This window comes from Flavilitoribacter nigricans DSM 23189 = NBRC 102662 (assembly GCF_002646595.1).
Taxonomy (GTDB): domain Bacteria; phylum Bacteroidota; class Bacteroidia; order Chitinophagales; family Saprospiraceae; genus Flavilitoribacter; species Flavilitoribacter nigricans.
This window is the reverse complement of the sequence record NZ_PDUD01000018.1, coordinates 182773-200961: the sequence shown is the minus strand read 5'-3', so window position 1 is coordinate 200961 and position 18189 is coordinate 182773. Positions and strand designations below refer to the sequence as shown.

General features: G+C 52.7%; 11 protein-coding genes and 1 pseudogene. 8 read left to right on the top strand and 4 right to left on the bottom strand.

Annotation, left to right across the window (positions count from 1 at the left end):
* Positions 1 to 51 precede the first annotated feature (51 nt).
* Entirely contained in the window at positions 52 to 975 is a 924-nt protein-coding gene (locus CRP01_RS11880) for a dihydrodipicolinate synthase family protein (RefSeq protein ID WP_099150258.1), read from the top strand.
* 64 nt (positions 976 to 1039) lie between these two features.
* Here CRP01_RS11880 and CRP01_RS11875 read toward each other — a convergent pair whose 3' ends face one another.
* Complete coding sequence (locus CRP01_RS11875) at positions 1040 to 2935, bottom strand: PfkB family carbohydrate kinase (protein WP_099150257.1); 1896 nt, start codon at positions 2933 to 2935, stop codon at positions 1040 to 1042.
* A 464-nt stretch (positions 2936 to 3399) separates the two neighbouring features.
* Between CRP01_RS11875 and CRP01_RS11870 the strand changes: the two genes are divergently transcribed.
* From CRP01_RS11870 to CRP01_RS11850, 6 genes and pseudogenes are all read left to right on the top strand, one after another.
* On the top strand, positions 3400 to 4248 hold the full coding sequence (locus tag CRP01_RS11870; protein WP_170110335.1) for an AraC family transcriptional regulator: 849 nt from the start codon (positions 3400 to 3402) through the stop codon (positions 4246 to 4248).
* A 139-nt stretch (positions 4249 to 4387) separates the two neighbouring features.
* Positions 4388 to 5593 (top strand): annotated as a pseudogene (locus CRP01_RS43430) (sialidase family protein); the annotation flags it as partial.
* Positions 5594 to 5668: 75 nt separating this feature from the next.
* Positions 5669 to 6928, top strand: coding sequence for a hypothetical protein (locus CRP01_RS43425; RefSeq protein ID WP_394337760.1), 1260 nt, complete (start codon positions 5669 to 5671; stop codon positions 6926 to 6928).
* A 6-nt stretch (positions 6929 to 6934) separates the two neighbouring features.
* On the top strand, positions 6935 to 8302 hold the full coding sequence (locus CRP01_RS11860; protein ID WP_099150254.1) for a PhoPQ-activated pathogenicity-related family protein: 1368 nt from the start codon (positions 6935 to 6937) through the stop codon (positions 8300 to 8302).
* Between the two features lie 130 nt (positions 8303 to 8432).
* Complete coding sequence (locus CRP01_RS11855; protein WP_099150253.1) at positions 8433 to 9443, top strand: polysaccharide deacetylase family protein; 1011 nt, start codon at positions 8433 to 8435, stop codon at positions 9441 to 9443.
* A 2-nt stretch (positions 9444 to 9445) separates the two neighbouring features.
* Positions 9446 to 10720, top strand: coding sequence for a photosystem II biosynthesis protein (locus CRP01_RS11850; protein WP_099150252.1), 1275 nt, complete (start codon positions 9446 to 9448; stop codon positions 10718 to 10720).
* 88 nt (positions 10721 to 10808) lie between these two features.
* Here the strand turns inward: CRP01_RS11850 and CRP01_RS11845 are convergent, their stop codons facing one another.
* From CRP01_RS11845 to CRP01_RS43160, 3 genes are read right to left on the bottom strand one after another with little or no spacing between them, the layout of a single operon-like run.
* On the bottom strand, positions 10809 to 12473 hold the full coding sequence (locus CRP01_RS11845; protein WP_099150251.1) for a SusD/RagB family nutrient-binding outer membrane lipoprotein: 1665 nt from the start codon (positions 12471 to 12473) through the stop codon (positions 10809 to 10811).
* Between the two features lie 16 nt (positions 12474 to 12489).
* A complete protein-coding gene (locus CRP01_RS11840; protein WP_099150250.1) occupies positions 12490 to 15900 on the bottom strand; it encodes a SusC/RagA family TonB-linked outer membrane protein in 3411 nt (1136 codons plus the stop codon).
* Positions 15901 to 15930: 30 nt separating this feature from the next.
* Positions 15931 to 16869, bottom strand: coding sequence for a PKD domain-containing protein (locus CRP01_RS43160; RefSeq protein ID WP_099150249.1), 939 nt, complete (start codon positions 16867 to 16869; stop codon positions 15931 to 15933).
* 260 nt (positions 16870 to 17129) lie between these two features.
* Between CRP01_RS43160 and CRP01_RS11830 the strand changes: the two genes are divergently transcribed.
* Positions 17130 to 18182, top strand: a complete 1053-nt coding sequence (locus tag CRP01_RS11830; RefSeq protein WP_222845717.1) for a sialidase family protein — start codon at positions 17130 to 17132, stop codon at positions 18180 to 18182.
* The last annotated feature ends 7 nt before the right edge of the window (positions 18183 to 18189 follow it).

Genomic DNA, 18189 nt, shown 5'->3' with positions numbered 1-18189 from the left:
GGGCAATCGATTGCCCGGAACCATAAATCCCGTTCATCAAACAGTAAATCAATGAAAAACCAAAATAGATTCAGAGGTATCTGGCCGGTACTCGTTACCCCCTACGACAAGGACCTGAAGATCGATGTGGCTGCCTACCGCGATATTTTGCAGTGGCACCTGAGTTTTAATCCCGGGGGTATTTATGCCAATTGCCTGTCCAGTGAAATGTTTGAGCTGGACGATGAGGAAAAGCTGCTGCTCATCCGGGAAGCTGTGGAGACCGTCAACGGGAAAACGCCCGTAGCAGTGACGGGAAACTTCGGAGAAACAATCGATGACCACATCTCCTTTTGTGAAAAAGCAGCCGATGCCGGGGCCGATATCGTTATGTTGACCGTTCCCGAAAACTACGATAACGATCAGGAACTGGAGACCTACTTTCTCACCATTGCCGAAAAAACGGAAATGCCGCTGGGATTGTACGAATGCCCTTTTCCACGTTCTTATCATCTCGGACTGGACCTGATCCGGAAGCTGGCGGAAAGCGGACGTTTTTTCGCGTTTAAGGAAACAAGTTGTGATCTGGACAAGATCCTGGCCGTCATCGACAGCACCCGGGATACGCCCCTGGCGTTCCTGCAGGCTAATATTCCGTATCTCCTGGATTCCATCCGGGCGGGCGCCCAGGGCTCCATGAATGTGGTCGCTAACTGGCTGCCCGATCTGACCATCGAAGTCGCCAGAAGGGGAGAGGCCAATGATCCCACCGCGGATGAACTGAATAGCGTCCTGTGCGCGATGGAACTGGCGCAGCGATCTTTCCATCCTTCGGGCGTAAAATACCTGATGAAAAAGCGGGGCCTGCCCATCCAGGCGCTCACGCGGTATTCCCGGAAACTTTCGAAGGAGGAAGCCCACAGTATTGATACCATTTCCAAAATGTGGTTTGAAGCCGACGGTTCGCTGAAGGTACTGCAGGCCATTCCCGGATAGTAACAAAGCGGCCGGCGCTCCAACAAAATGGAACGCCGGCCGCCGTTAATCTTTTTAGCTGAATTTAGAACAACAATTCCAGCAAACGATCCTGCTGTGCGTAATCCGGAATGATAATCTGGGCTCCGGAGCGGATCAGGCGGCTACGCTTTTCGAGATTCAGGCCATATCGGCGGGGCTCTTCGCAGGCAATACCCACGGTAATCCCACCCACTTTCCGGCACTCCTGAATTTCAACGGGACCATCCCCGAAGGCGATCAGTTCTTCCCCTTTAAGTCCATTATCCCGGATGATCTTTTCCAGTACCATCTTCTTGGAATACTTCGCCACGTCGCCCACCGAACCGTGAATGCCGCCGTCAAATAGATCGGCGTAGCCGAGCAGTTCCGCCTCCTTGATCACATCATCCCGGTCCGTGCCGCTGGCCAGGTAGAGCGTAATGCCTTTGTTCTTTAGGGTATGCAGAAAATCGACCGCTCCCTTGATCGTAAAGTCTTCAAGGTGCAGCTGTCCGGTCCGGAATTTCTCCATTCTTTTGTTGACCATTTCCAGAAGGGCATCGTTAAAGATCTCCTTATAGCCGAATTTATCGAGGATCTGATCTTTAGGGACCATACCGTACTCCCTCACCATTTCCGCCAGGGCTTCCATCTGGATGATGGTCTGGATGCCCGTCGACTGGTCGATGTAGGCAATAACGCGCTGCCGGATCTTTTCGTACAGGCCGGGATCGGCCGTCTGGTAATGGGAACCGAGGATCGCCTGGATCATGACGGGCTCCATGATCCGTTCCCAGCCTTCCCGCAGGGTGCTGATCGTTCCGTCGTGATCGAATACGGCGTGCTGTATGGGAATGGCCCGGTTGCCGGCAACGTATCCACAGAGCTCGATCTCCGTTCCTTCCAGATAGGTCGCTTTTTGGGGGCTTTTGGCCAGCTCCGGCTGGTAGACAAAATTTGGATCGGTCGCCAGTTGCAGGATCTCATCCGCGCTCGCCGTTCCGGTGGTAAACACTTTCTGGACGGTAACGGCCGCCGCCAAATTGGCGAGTCGGATCGCCTGGGCCGGGCTACAGCCGGCACCCAGACTCAGGGCAATTGCGCTCATGGCTGTATCTCCGGCGCCGGTGGTGTCCAGTGTGCTGCTCAGCTGAAGGCCGCCCGTCCGGTGGATGCCTTCCTCATCAAAGGCAATAATGCCACGGTCACCACAGGTCACGAATACGGGTTTGCGGTAGCGCTTGAAAGTTTCTTTGCCGAATATCTCGATCTCCTCGGTACTGACGTAATCCTGATAGCTGATGCCTTTGCCGTTCATTCTGGCCAGTTCTACTTCGTTGATCTTTAAATGGATGTTTTGAAACTGATCGTTGAAATGCCGGGAATCCAATAGTACGGTTTTACCGGGATTTTTGGCGATCAGCTGATTGACCGCTTCGATAAAGGCCGCATTGGTGATACTATCCGGTACCTGCTGGTTAAAGATAAGGACATCGTCCTCCTCCAGGGCCCGGCGGATACTTTCCAGCAGTAACTGATCCGTAGCCGCGGAGCGCTGATTGTTGACGCCGAAATCTACCCGGGAGATCTCCTCTTCGTCCAGATGACTTTTGACAAAAGCATAAGTATCAAAATCTTTAGGCTGAACGACCAGGGAGGCAGTTTCGACCCCCAAATCCTGTACCTGCTGTTTGAGCTCCCGGCCGTAGAGGTCGTTGCCGATCGCTCCGATCGCCCGGATGCTCGCGGGTTGCAGTGCCGCCAGATTGGCCGTTACGTTCCCGGCGCCTCCCGGGGAGTAGTATTGGCGTCCGACGGAAGCGGCCTGCTGTCCCGTTTCCACCGATATTTCGGAGCCCTCCGGATCGAGTATCCAGTAGGCATCGAGGCAGAAATCTCCGTATACGGCGATCTTTACCTTCCGTATCTTTTCCAGTATCGTTTTTAATTCGTTGGTCATGCTCGTTTTGGTTGGTTTCGTTTATTGTCAAAAAAAGAGAAGGAATTGTGCAAAATAGACACAATTCCCTCTGCATAAAGATTAGGGGACAGTGAAATTCGTTTAGTCAAATCAGAAATTGGTGAATTTAAATTATTAAAGTTGCCTACTGACCGAAGCGATCCGGGGAAATCCCAGCCCGCTTTGCGTCGAGTAAAACTTGACGGGATTATGATCCGGGCCGCTTGTAAGCTGGCCATTCGAACAAATATAAAAAAGAGACTAAGGCGATTCCTTCTGTTTTTTCACGAAATTCATGTGGTATTTTAACCTTTCTTCCGGGCGAAGCTATCCCCGGCGATTCCCGGAAAAAATCCGGCAAATAAATATTAGGTGCCAAAATAATTTATTAGCTTAACATGGTATTTTAACCCATTCTTCATGATTTCTTAATGAATGGTTCATTTCTGGTTAAAATTCTTTCAATGGAGCTGATTTTCGACAAAATTCACGTACCGCACCGGCACTCCTTTATCGTGCGGAAACACCACCATGATGATCGCCCCCCGCGCATCCATTCCCACAAGAATTTTGAACTGAACTTTGTGGTTACCGGATCCGGGAAACGCATCGTTGGCAACAACATTTCCAGTTTTGAAGACGGCGACCTCGTGTTGCTGGGGCCCGATCTTCCCCACTGCTGGGACGCCTTTAATTCCCAAAAAGACGGATCTACTTCTTCCATTGTGATCCATTTCTACGAGGACCTGATCTCCTCGGACTTTTTCAATATTCCTGAATTGGAAGAAGTCAAGGAATTACTCAAAAAGGCCAGTGTAGGGATTTGGTTCAAGGGCCGGAAGATCCGGCAGATCGCCGGATGTCTGGAAAGACTGGTCACCCTCCAGGGACTGGAAAGTTACATCGAACTGCTGAAGGTCTTCAACCTGCTGTTGCAGATGGATGATTACGAATACCTTTCGGACACGGCCTACTCACCGAGTTTCGTCAAAGACCTGGAAAAGGTAAAGCTGGTCTACAAATACGTTTTCCAGAACATTCAGAACGGTATCCGTCAGGAAGAAGCGGCGGCATTATTACATATGACGCCCGGGGCCTTCTGCCGTTATTTCAAGAAAAAAACCAACCGCACCTTCATGGATTACGTGAAGAGTGTGCGCATCCGGCTGGCGGCCAAAATGCTTGCGGAAACGGACAAGGCGATTTCTCAGATCTGCTACGAAAGCGGTTACAACAACATTGCCAATTTCAATCACCAGTTTCGCAGCATTATGCAGAAGACGCCTTCCGATTACCGGAAAGTCTTTCGTTGAGCACTTGTTAAAAAATAATAGGAAACAGGCAAAATATCACTATTAGAGGCTTAGTGAATGGTGTTTCTTTGTTTGGTACCTGAGGCGTTGTTCTTTAAGGACTAAAGGTCGCTTTCGCGTCAGATACAAAACGAGAAACATGAGATTATACCATTCACTGCTATTCTTACTATTTGCGGTTTCCGCCCTCCAGGCTCAAAAGATATCGGTCGGAGAACCGATCTTTCCACTTCAGGATCTACATACTCATGGCTCCACCATCGTCGAGTTACCGAACGGTGATCTGCTGACGGCCTGGTTTGAAGGCGATGGTGAACGCTGGGCCGATGATGTCCGTATTCTGGGTGCCCGTCTGAAAAAAGGCGCTACCGCCTGGTCAGCCCCTTTCGTCATGGCGGATGTACCCGATTTCCCGGATATCAATCCCGTACTTTTCCTCGACTCCCGTGATCAGCTTTGGCTGGTATGGTACACGGTAATGGCCAACCAGTGGGAGACTTCCCTATTAAAATATAGGATCAGTAAGAATTACGAAGCGCAGGACGGCGCCCCCGAATGGCACTGGCAGGACGTTATTCACGTTAAACCCGGCGGCCCAACCGAGCGGGGTATCCAGCCGGATGATGGATTCGTCAGGCAGGTCGAAGCGCAATACGATGCCTACGGCGACTATCTGCTGGAACAGGGGACAAGCGCGGAGCTTTTCGAACGCTTTGTGGCCTTTAAGCAGGATATCCTGGCCAAGGCCCGCGGCGATAATATGGTACGCTCCGGTCGCCTCTATCAGGAAGATGGTTCCTGGTCCTCTCAGAGTCTGGGGTATCCCTATTTCCGGCGCATGGGCTGGCAGACGAAAAACAAGGCCGTCCTGATCGGAGACCGGATTCTATTACCGCTTTATTCCGACGGGCTGGAAATGTCCCTCTTTGCCATTACGGATGACTTTGGCAAGCACTGGGAATTCAGTACGCCCCTTGTCGGCATTGCCAATATCCAGGCTTCGGTCGCCAAGAAAAAAGACGGTACCCTGGTGACTTATATGCGGGACAACGGTCCTCCTCCCCAGCGGCATCCCTACAGCATTTCTACGGACCAGGGTAAGACCTGGAGCCCGGTACGGGACAGTGATCTGCTCAATCCGGGATCGGGATCGGATGTCGTTACCCTGCCCAACGGCAACTGGGCGATTGCCTACAACGATACCGAAAACGGAAGACACAGCCTGGCCGTTTCCCTTTCCACCAATGAAGGCAGATCCTGGGACTACACCCGCCACCTCGAATTGGATCCGGGAGAAAGACCAAATACCGGTGCCTACCCATCCATTATCAGTTCCGATGATGGAAGCCTGCACGTCGTTTACAGCTACACCGAGCAGGACGAGAACAACCGACGAATTGAAAATATCAAATATCTAAAACTGAATGAGGACTGGATAAAAGCCGGAGATCCGGACGATAGCAGTAGCTTTCGCGCCGGCGCTGCGCTGCGCGTGATCACTCCGGATCCGTTACTGCCGGTATCCGGTGGCGTAGGTACCCCCAAACCTTCCAAAGTGAAGCGGGGCGATCTCTACGTTCGGGCCCTGGTACTGGAAGAAGCGGGAGAAAAAATTGCCATCGTCAATATCGATAACCTGGGTTGGCCCGCGGCCCTGGGAGACAGATCCCGAAAGCTCATCAAAGGCATCCGCCCCGAAAACATCCTGATCGGTGCCACCCATACCCACAGCGGACCGGATGCTTATGCCTTTCCGGATGAGACCGGAAAGACCGGAGCCGATATGAAGTATCTCGACTGGTGCGTCCAGCAGGTAGCCGATGCGGTAAACGATGCAACATCCAAACTGGAGCCGGCGGCGCTGAAGATCGCCGAAGGGGAAGCCAAAGGGAAGATCGCCTACAACTACTACGCCGAGCGTCTATACGATCCGCGCTGCGGCGTTATTCAGGCCATTCGGGCCGGAACCGACGGGAAAGAGGAAGTGATCGCCACGCTCGTCAACTACGCGATCCACCCTGAGGTGATTGGATCCAAGCGGGAAATACTGAGCCCGGATCTCTGCGGTCCGCTCTACAATCGCATTGAAGCAAAAACGGGTGGGATGGCCCTCTTTATGAATGGTGCCCAGGGAGGTATGGTGACGGCCGACAACCGGCTGGAATCCCAGGCCGAAGAAGAAGCGCGTACCTGGGAAGAATGCCAACGGATCGGAGAACTGCTGGCGGATGAGGCACTGCGGATCGTTGCCGATGCACCGATCCAGAGTAATCCGGGCATTCGCTGCCGGGCCGAACGCGTACAGTTTCCCGTCGATTCGGAAATGATGCGTTTCATTATTCAATACTCTCCGCTGGGGATCGAGATATCGGAAGATCATCAGATAAGCACTCAGATCAATTTATTGAATGTCGGTTCCGCTCAGATCCTGACCATACCCGGGGAGGCTTTACCAAATATCGGATACTACCTGAAACGGAAAATGAAGGGACAGCAAAATCTGCTGTTCGGCCTGACCAATGATGCGTTCGGGTACATTCTTACCCGCGAGGACTTCAACAGCTTCGAGCGCTATGAGTACGTTTCCCGGACCAGTCTGGGGGAAATGACGGGGGAGATCCTGATCAAAAATGCCCTGCGGATGATCGCGGAACAACCCGTACCCGCAGCAAAAAAATAAAGCACCATGTTTCGAAAAAAATCAATCTTATTCTTCGTCGTCTTACTCTTCCTTACGGCTTGTAAAACCAACCAAAAATCTCTGGATACCAGCGGCCCGACAACCGCCGAAAATGCGCTGTCGCGGTATCTGCATAACGATGACCAGACCTTCGACTGGGAAATTAAGGAGGCTTATGATCTCGGCCCGGTAAAGGCCTACGTGGTTTTGCTCACTTCCCAAAAATGGCGGGAACACACCTGGGTGCATCAGCTTACGGTATTAGTACCCAACAAGGTCAGCTACGATGGGGCCCTGTTGTTTATTACGGGTAAAGGGCTGAAAAACGGTCAGCCCGATTGGCGTAAACACGACGACGGCCTCACCCGGACCGTAGCCGCCATGGCCCAGAAAAACGAAGCCATTACCACCATTCTGTGGCAAACACCCAATCAACCACTTTACGACGGCCTGACGGAGGATGCCCTGATCTCCTACACCCTGCACAACTTCAAAGCGGACGGTGATTTTACCTGGCCGCTCTTATTTCCGATGGTAAAAAGTGCGACCAAGGCCATGGATGCCGTGCAGGCTTTCAGCCAACAGGAATTAAAACGCTCCGTTAATCGCTTTGTGGTGACGGGGGCCTCCAAACGCGGCTGGACCACCTGGCTCACGGGGGCGAGTGATGACCGCGTAGCCGCCATTGCTCCCATGGTGATCGATGTGCTGAATATGCCCGTTAACCTCAACTATCAGGTTGAAGTCTGGAAGGAATACAGTATACAGATCGAGGATTACGTCAAATTGGGGATCGTCCAGGAAATGCAAACGGGCCGGGGTCCCGAGATCACCCGAATGATCGATCCCTACGCCTACCGGGCTAATCTGGATATGCCGAAACTGATCTTTATCGGCACCAACGATGAGTACTGGCCCGTGGATGCCGTGAAGCATTATTTTGCAGACATCCCCGGTGAAAATTATATCCACTACGTTCCCAACGCCGGACACGATCTGGGCGGGGGCGAGCAGGCGCTCCGGGCGCTGAGTGCATTCTTTGGTCAAACCCTCAGAAAAGAGAAATATCCCGTTACCACCTGGAATATCCGGCCGAACGGAAAAAGTGCCAGCCTGACGGTAAAGGCGACTTCCGATCAGTTGAAAGCGGCCGCTCTCTGGTGGGCCGATTCGCAGGATCGGGATTTCCGGGACGAACAGTTTCAGAAAAAAGACCTGGATCAGCAAGATGTTAAACGTCTGAAAACCGAAGTGGAATACCCCGCTTCGGGCTACCGGGCATTTTACCTGGACCTGGAATACGAAGATCCCAACGGAGGTCATTACACCAAAAGTACCCGGATGTTCGTAGCCGATGCCGAACGGGTACTGTAGCCTGCAGGGCGTCGGGAATCAGGGGCTGGGTTCCACATACTAGTCAAAAGATCAACTATCCTCCAACCTACCCCTGGTTCCCGACACCGTAAGCCTTGAAAACCAAACACCTAAAACCCACCTTTTTATTATGAAGAACTTATTCTCTATTTGGAGCCTGTTTCTGCTGAGCTCATTATTTTTATTGCAAACGGCCTGCAAGCCTACTTCCGGTCAGCAAACCGAAACGGAAACCGCCGAAGTATCCACGCCCGGCACCTGGGCCGAAAGGCTGGGTTTCCCCGCCGGAAAAAAAGTCGTGATCCTGCACGCCGACGATATCGGTATGTGCGAGGAGGCCAATATCTCCGCCCGGAATTATCTGGAATCGGATCACATCCAATCCTGCGCCGTAATGATGCCCTGCCCCAACGCAAAAGATTTCATTGAGTGGGCCAAAGCACATCCTCAGGAGGATGTCGGCCTGCACCTCACCCTGACCAGCGAATGGAAGACCTACCGCTGGCCGGGACTGACCAGTGGGGAGGAAGCGCCCGGCTTGTTGGATGAAGACGGGAAGTTGTGGCACGAAGTGATCCAGGTCGTACAGAACGCCAAACCGGAAGAAGTAGAAAAGGAGATCCGGGCGCAGGTCGAGCAGGCTATTGCCTGGGGATACCGCCCGGACCACATCGACACCCACATGGGCACGCTTTACGGCTCCCACCTGTTTACGGCAGCCTATCTGAAAGTAGCCGAAGAATACCAGATACCGGCTATGGTGATCGATATGACCAAACCGGAAGTGCTGGAAGGATTCCGTCAGCAGGGATATCCGCTGAACGATGAGATGGTCAATATGGTCAATAATTATTCCCTGCCGAAGCTGGACTATTTCTACTCGGCACCCAATGGTAAAACTTACGAAGAAAAGACCACCAAATTCAAAGAGCTGATCCAGTCCCTGCAGCCCGGGCTGACGGAGATCATTTTCCACCCGTCGGAATTGACCGACAACCTCAAAACCATTACGAACTCCTGGCAACAGCGGGCCTGGGAAGCGGAAATGTTCGCCGATCCGGATATGAAACAATTCTTTGAAGAGGAGGGCCTGATCTTTACCAACTGGAAAGAGATCATGGAACGCTTTAAAAACTCCTGAGTATGGACGGCAAAAAAATAGGGCTGAACCTGCTGATCGTCGGCATGGCCTTGGGCACCACCTGGGCCATCCGCGGACAATTCGGTCACGAGCAGGGAGCAGCCTGGGCCGGTGGGGTAGGAGCGCTCTGTACGCTGCTGATCGCCCGTCGGGAAGATTGGAATGCCAAAATGTTCAAAGCCACCCTGGCGGCAGCTATCGGCTGGGGCCTCGGCGGCATGATGAGTTACGGCGTGGTAGTAGGCTACGGAAATGGCGTCGATTTTGTCAATGTCTACTACGGGCTCACCATGCTATTCGTTATTGGCGGCCTTTACGGATTTTTGGGAGGCGGCCTGTTTGGACTGGCGCTGGCCAGTTCCACCGACCGGCCGGTAGAATGGCTGGATCTGGCGGCTAAACTGGTAGCGGGTGGTATTATCGTCTACTTTTTCCTGATCTATCAGTTGGAATGGTTTATGACGCCGCCTCGATCGGAGCTATGGGCGGCCTGCCTGGGCATGGGGCTGGCGCTAACCTGGTACCTGCTCCACCATCATCAGCACGCCGCCCTGCGGGTAGCCGTTTTTGCCGGTTTGGGCGCGGGATTCGGTTTCGCTTTCGGCAACTTCCTACAGGTGCTGGGCAAACAAACCGATATCGCTTTCAATTTCTGGAATGTAATGGAATATTCGCTTGGTTTCTTCGGAGGACTGGGGATGGCTTACGGTACCTATACCAGTGAGTGGGAAAAAAGCGAAAGCGATAATCACTGGAACAGCCACTTCTGGGCATTTCTTTTCCTTTGCCTGCTTATCCCCCTGGTGATCTGGCAGGAATCCTTTACGACCAAACGGCTCAATGAAATTGCGGAACGATTAGAGGTCAGTTCTTTTGCCTTTGCCGTCCAGACCCTCGTAGGTCTGGGCGTAGTGCTAACCACCATCGCGGCCGGTTGGTATTTTTTCAAAAGAAAAGACCCAGCTGTGAGCTTTAGCCAGCAGGATGCCACGCTTTTCTTTCGGGGCTACTTCTTGGTTTACATTCTGTTTAGCCTCCTCCTTACCGGGGCCTTTTTGAGTGGTTACCGGATCGAACAATACCTTTATCTGGTAAATTATGCGATTGTCCTTTTCCTGATCAGTAGATCGGAGCCTTACTTCAATCCACAGGCGCCACAGCCGGCCAAATGGGGGCGTTTATTGTTCATCATGCTGGCCATCCTGGCCATATGCGCGCTCATTGCCATGAATACCCATGAGGCCTTTGAAGGTATGCAGCGGCGCTATGAATTCTAAGAAGCTGATATGCCGCAGTAAGCAAAGCCTAAAAAAAGGGTCTGACGAACGATCGTTCGTCAGACCCTTTTTCATACAGTAAAGAGGATCAATACGGTTTCCCCGTTCCCTGCAGCACCCAAATTTTTGACCAGGCGCTGTTTTTACCATCCGGAGCAGTAAAGCTCGTTTCCTGCAAATTACTGATGGCAGCCGCCGCATTCTCCGGGTTATAATCAATTTCGTCCAGTGAATAGTAGAAGCGCAGTGGCAGAGCCGGCCGTTTTACGATCACACCGGCCTCAAGCGCCGGAAATCCGGTACGCCGGTAGTCAAACCAGGCTTCGGCTGCCGCCGTCCAGCTGGCAATCCATTTTTGTTCCAACACCTGCTCGATCGTTCCGGCAAAGGCTACACTGGATCCATCAACGTAGTCCGCAAAATCACCGCTCACCTGCCAGGCTTCCAGAGAAGCTGCAACCCCTGCGTAGTAGTGCTCTTCCGCGCTGGCGCCTACGGACCATCCTTTGATCCCAGCTTCGGCCAGGATAAAGTGAACTTCTGCGGCAGACAACAGTCGGGATTTCAGGAGTTCTCCGGCCGGGTTCTGGTAGCGATCGTTCAGATGGGAAGCATGGGGGTTTTGCGGCCCCTGTTCCAGGTTGGGATTCAGGTTATAGGCCTGCGGTACGATCGACCAGGCTGGTGGTAATCCTACGTAATTGGGATCCGTATCAACCGGAAAACCGAGCGAGTTCTCGTACTGCTGGGCAATATCACGGGCCACGTAGCGGATCCCTTCGATGATCTCATCCGTTCCCGATTCCAGTTGATCGTCCACCACGATCGGAATATCGATCTTTTCGGCCCAAACGCCCAGGCGTGGGTCATTCAAGCGCTGGAGGGTTTCAATCAGGGTGGAACACATCTTTAGCCGACGGAAATTACTGCCACCTGTACCATCAAAAACCGTGTTGGCCGGCCAGGAGTCGGCATCACTGTTGCCGACAAAATCTACCGTGGCGTCATCCGCCGTGTTGGTGATCAGTGGATAGGTTGCCGGATCGCCGGCGATCTTCTCCACTCCGGCTCTGGCTGTTCCCGGATCTTTTTCGGAGAGCCGCATGTAGTAGCGCAGAGCCAGGGAATTGGCAAATTGCTGCCAGCGACGGACATTTCCCCGGAAAAGCACATCCTGGGTGGAATTGATATCGGAATAAGCATCCTGACTTTTGGAAAGCAGCGTATTGGCGGTTTCCAGATCCGCCAGGATACCGGCGTAGATATCCTGCTGCGCGTCAAATGCCGGTTTGATATTTTCCGCGCCACCAGCTTCTCCCTGAAGAGCGGCCGAATAGGGCGCATCACCCCAGAGATCGGTGATCAGGCCGAAGACATAGGATTTCATCACCAGCGCCATTCCCTGGTGGAATTCCAGTCCCATTTCAACGCCTTTATTATACAGCTCATCGTTGTTCCGCAGGATGGAATAGTAAGAATTCCAGCTTTGATCGGACCATTCGTAACTGTTGTGGCTACCGGACCATCCGTCCTTTTGGGTATGTTGCACCACACCGGCGATATCACCGTAGCCCAGGTTAACAACCGTTTGGGCCACGCCGGTGATCACGGTACTCATCAGTAGATTGGGATGGGCATTGGCCGGATCAACTCCGTTCGGATTGATATTGACCTCCTCCAGGTCATAACAGGAGGTCACACTGATCAGAAGGAGGACCAGCAGACTCGTAGATATATTTTTAATCGAAAGCATGTTCTTGGATTTTTGGCTAGAAAGTAAAGTTCAGCTTGAAGCCGATCGGCAATACCCAGGGTTCTACGTTATAGCGTTCGATGCCCTGCATGAATTGCGTTCCGCGATTACCGCGCGAAGCTTCCGCCTGGAAAGCCCGTTCGGGATCAATACCGATCTTGGCTTTGGTCCAGAGGATAATGTTCCGCGTGTACAGCGACAGGCTCATTTCGCGGATGTTTCCCAGCGCTTTCAGCGCTCCGGCCGGTAATTGATAGCTCAGTGAGGCTTCCCGCAATTTAATAAAATCTGCATCAAACATAGACGGAGAAGCAAACTCCCAGGGGTAGCTGACCACGTAGGGTAGGTAGGGTATCAGGTTGTTCTCACCCAGGTTCTCGGCGTAGCTCCCGTCGGGAAGTTGTACCACACCGGGTACGAAAGTTCCGTCGTAAACCACCGTTCCGCTGAAATCCTCGGGGAAACCACCGAAATTGACCGACGGTCCGCCCACCACATTAAAGCCGTTGATGATGAATTCTTCCTGATTGGCCACCAGCCAGTCCCGGAGTTCCCGGCCCGTACGACCACCCGGATTGATCAGATTATCCATCCAGTGCTGGGAGCTGGCATCTTCCGCCATATAGCGGTAGGTCTGGGAGATAAACTGTCCGCCCTTCCGCCAGTCCAATGTAAAACTGAGCGTAAAATTCTTAAAGGAAAGGCTGTTCTGTAAACCGAGGATGAAATCCGGATTGTAGTTGCCGACCTTATTGCGGGTGTTTTCCGCATTCACCTCCTGCCATTCGAAATCCGCACCACCGACGATGGGATAGCCATAATAGGGAGAGTTAGGATCTTCTACCCGCAAAATAGCTGCGTCGTAGATATCTCCGATCTGGTCGCCGACATAGGTCCAGGCACCGCCTTTGGCATCGCTCCAGAAGCGAATGAACTCGATCCCGTCCGAAAGCGCCTCCAGGGTGGTCCGGTTGCGGGTGAAGTTGGCATTCAGGTCCCAGTTCACGGCAGCGGTACGTACCGGCGTAATTCCTAGTCCGAATTCCCAGCCTTCGCTGGAAATCAGACCGGCGTTGATATTGATCCGGTCATACCCGGAAGATCCGGCGATCGGGATATTGCGAATGATCTGGTTGCGGTTGTCCACATGGTAGTAAGTACCTTCGAAACGCAGCCGGTTCTGGAATAAGGCCAGGTCCATACCCAGTTCCCAGGAAGTAGCTTCTTCCGGTTTCAGGTTCGGGGTCAGGATCGTACCGGATTTACTGAGGCGGGTCGATTCACCCCACTGTCCGATGTCATTGTAGGTCGGATAGAGCTGATAAGGGTTGGCGTCGTTACCAACCCGGGCCCATCCGCCGCGGAACTTCAGCAGGCTGATGTTCCGGCCCAAATCCATCATTTCACTGGCGATCAGGCTCAGTGAAGCAGAGGGATAGAAGTAGGACTGATTCTCTTTGGGCAGGGTACTCGACCAGTCATTACGCGCAGTCAGATCCAGGTAGATCATATCCTTGAAGCCGAAACTGGCCATACCGTAAGCACTGTAGATCACCTTCTCCGTCCGCGCACTGCTGTAATCCAGCGCTCCGGCTTTGATATTGCCAACCGTATAGACGTTGGGCACGATCAAACCAACCGAAGGTTTGGAAGAGTTGCTGATGAAGGAACTAGTTGCATGCAGAATATTACCACCGGCGGAGATATTGAGACTAAAGGACTCGAATCGCTGATCGTAGGCCGCCAGTACATCGATATTCTGTTCCGAATTGGCGAGATCAACGACCCCGTAAGCACCGTTATTGGTCTCCCGGGTGTAACTCGGAGCGATCTTGGTTTCGCGCTTTTCGGAATAGCGGTCCAGAGAGTATCGTCCCTGCAGACTGAAGGTCGGCGTAAGCTGCAGATGCGCCTTGAGGTTACCGAAGATCCGATCCCGGTTGAAACTGTTGTTCACTTCGTTTGCCAGGAAGTAAGGGTTGTTGTACACGCCGTTGGCGGGGGTACGTTGCTGTACACCTTCCTGTCCGGGTTCCCAGTAGTCTTTCAGATCCAGGATATTGGTGTTAGCCGGTACGGCGTACGCCCACTGCAGTGGGTTGGTCCCCCGATTGCTGGAGGGTCGGTTGTCGGAGCCCGAGCTATTGATATTGACGTTGCTGCTGACCGTCAGCTTATCGGTCGCTTTGACCGATCCGCCGATAGACAGGTTATTCCGGGATAAGTTGGAATTCGGGATAATACCCCGGTTGGACATATTGGTGTAAGCGATCCGGTAGTTCATGATGTCCGTATTGTTGGACAAAGACACCGTGTTGGTCGTAGTGATCCCCGTTTGTACGAAGTTCTTTACGTTATCGGGATAGGACACCAATTCGGTCGGAACCTGGAACCCGTTGGCATCACGGGGGCTGTTCCACTGGACGGCGAAATAGCCCTGATCCAATTCGATACCCGCCCCGGCCGCTTCGGCGGGATTCACGGAAAATACCGTTCCCGGAGGCAGATCGTCGGGCGTAAAGGAGAAATAGCCCGGCGCAAAGCGAGTCTGGCGTCCAAAGAACTGATAAGGCTGGTCAAATACCGTATTGGAGCTCACGGATACCCGTACGCCCTGGCCTTTTTTTCCGGATTTGGTCGTGATTAAAACCACACCATTACCCGCCCGGGAGCCGTACAGAGCGGCCGCGCTTGGGCCCTTCAGTATGGAGATATCGGCGATATCATCGGGATTAAGGTCGGAAATGGCGTTGCCGTAATCCACGTTGTTGCGGTTACCGAATTGGGTGATGTTGTTGAGGGTGTTAACGAGCGGCACTCCATCCACTACGAAGAGCGGCTGGTTGTCACTGCTCAGGGAGGTAGCCCCGCGGATCACCATGCTCACCGAAGAACCGGTACCTCCGGTGGAATTGATCGTCACACCGGATACTTTACCGGCAAGGCCGTTCAGCACGTTTTCCTGGGTCACCCGGGTGAGTTCTTCGCCATCAACCCGTCCGACGGAATAGCCAAGGGAACGCTCCTGGCGGGATAATCCCAAAGCGGTCACCACGACCTCATCCAGGGTTTCGGCGTTCTCACTCAGGTTTACATCGATCCGGGTTTGGTTTCCCACCACGATCTCCTGGCTCTCGTAGCCGATGTAGGAAAAGATGAGTACATCTTCCCGGGTGGCGACCTCGATCTGATAGGCTCCGTCCACATCCGTAGTGGTACCGACACCGGAACCTTTTACCAGAATAGTTACGCCCATGAGTCCGGTACCACTTTCGTCCGTTACCTGCCCGCTCACCGTAAAAGCCGGTGCAAAACTGGTACGGGCCGATGTAGGAAAGGGCAGGCACACTGCAAGCAGTAAAATAACCAAGGCCACCGAACTCAGCAGGGGCCCTGGTACTATAGTGAAGTGTATATATTTACGCATTTTGTTCTATTGTGCATTAGGGAATTAAGATTACTGTACCGCGTCGAAGGTAAAGATCACGACCAGGGAGGGTTTATTGAAGTGAGCCCCCTGCGTGGCGGACATGAACATGGCCAGCCGCATTTTTTCGGGACTGATCTCCTGAATGATGCATTTCCGGTGGAAGTCCATAAATCCGATAAACTCCGTTCCGGAAAAATCCAGGGTGCTGACATCTTCGTAAGTGATGTCGCCGGTGGTCTCACCGTCGGCCTGACTCACGACGGTCACCGTAAAGTCTTCCGATTCGGTATAGGTAAAAGTAGCATTCGCTTCGGGCGTGTAAGCCAGGGAGGCGAATCCGAAGCTCTGACTTTCTTCGGTGACATTTACAATATCCACCTGATTAACGACGCCGAAAACCAGCCCGCCGAAGGAGCCGCCGTTCTTGTTGTCGTGTACATAACCGCCGTCCGCGCGGAAGGTGAAGGTATCTTCGTATTCTTCACCCAGGCCGAGGAAAAGCCCCAAAGCACCGGCCGGCACTTCCTGAATGACGGTAAAGTCGGCATTCGCCAGGGCGATCGCGTCGTGCTCAGAGTGAGCCGCACTGATCTTCCAGGTTTTTCCGTTAGGAGCGTTGGCGCCGCCGGTGAGCATTTCAATGGGGGAGAGGTCAAGGGAGACCTGGGTGGTAGCATTTGCGCTGCCCATACCGTTGCTGGCAGTGAGGGTAATGTTGTAAACCCCGCCTGATCCGTAGACGTGTACCGGGTTTTGTTCTGTGCTGGTGGAACCATCCCCAAAGTCCCAGAGCCATTCATCGGCGTGCAGGGTAAGTGCGGTAAAAGCAACCTGTTTACCGACAATACTTCTGAAGATACCCGCAGTGGGTGGCTCGACCACTGCTTCCTTCTCACAGCCTGGAAAAACGAGAAGGAAAAGGCATCCGCCGGCGATCAGGCAGATTAATGAGTGTAATCGTTGCATAGGCAATAAGGTTGTTGTTTAGGTGTGCGGTGCCGGATCGATTTCCCGGCTACCTGTTGGTAAGATAGGAAGATCAGTATTCGCTTTCCTTCTGGTTTTTTGATTGATGTATGTGGTTTTTTAACTTCTTAAGGGAGTGAAAACCTGGTGTTTAATCAATATTAAGCAGAGGTAAAAAATCATAGTTTTTTACGAAAAAACTATTTGGGGAAACCCGGTAACTTATCTTTTCTTTGTGTAAAATGAATTGCAAAACATCTATGATCAAACCAACTGCTGTATTATTTCTGACATTACTGCTGGCGTCCTGCGGGCAATCTGATCCGGAGGTGATCGTGAAAGAAGAATTCGTTTACGAAATTGCCGCCGCAAAAACGCCCCAGTGCCACGCTTCAACCATTGCCGCCACCGGCGACAAACTCGTGGCCTCCTGGTTTGGAGGGACCCACGAGAAAAACGACGATGTGGGGATCTGGACTTCCATTTACGAAGATGGCAAATGGTCCGAACCGCGGGAGGTGGTCAACGGAGTACAGAACGATACGCTCCGCTATCCCTGCTGGAATCCGGTATTGTTCCAGCCGGAGGAAGGGCCGCTCATGCTGTTCTATAAGGTAGGTCCCAATCCGCGGGAATGGTGGGGATTGGTAGTGACTTCCGATGACGAAGGAAAAACCTGGTCTGAACCCGTACAGCTGCCCGAGGGGATCTACGGACCGATTAAAAATAAACCGGTACAACTGGCCAATGGCGACCTGCTTTGCCCGACCAGTACGGAACACGACGGTTGGAAAGTACAGGTGGAAAGAACTTCCGATCTGGGCAAAACCTGGGAAAATACCGGCGATCTGAACGACGGAAAAACCATCGGCGCCATCCAGCCCACCATTTTTGAGCATCCGGGCGGTGTATTACAAATGTTGTGCCGCACCGAAAATGGATTCGTTTCGGAAGCCTGGTCCGAAGACAACGGTCGCACCTGGAGTGAAATGAAAGCCATTGATCTTCCCAATCCGAATTCGGGTATTGACGGAGTCACCCTGGCGGATGGCCGCCATCTGCTCGTATACAATCCAACCGGTGGGGAATGGGGAGACCGGGTGCCGCTGAATCTGGCCGTTTCCGCCGACGGCAAAAGCTGGACCGATATTTTGGAGCTGGAATCGCTCTCCAATCCGGAAACCACCAAAGAAGATGAATATTCCTATCCGTCCATTATTCAGACCGAAGATGGAATGGTCCATATTGTGTACACCTGGAATCGTAAAACCGTTAAACACGTTGTAGTTGACCCGAAGGGCATCAAAAGTTAACGATCGA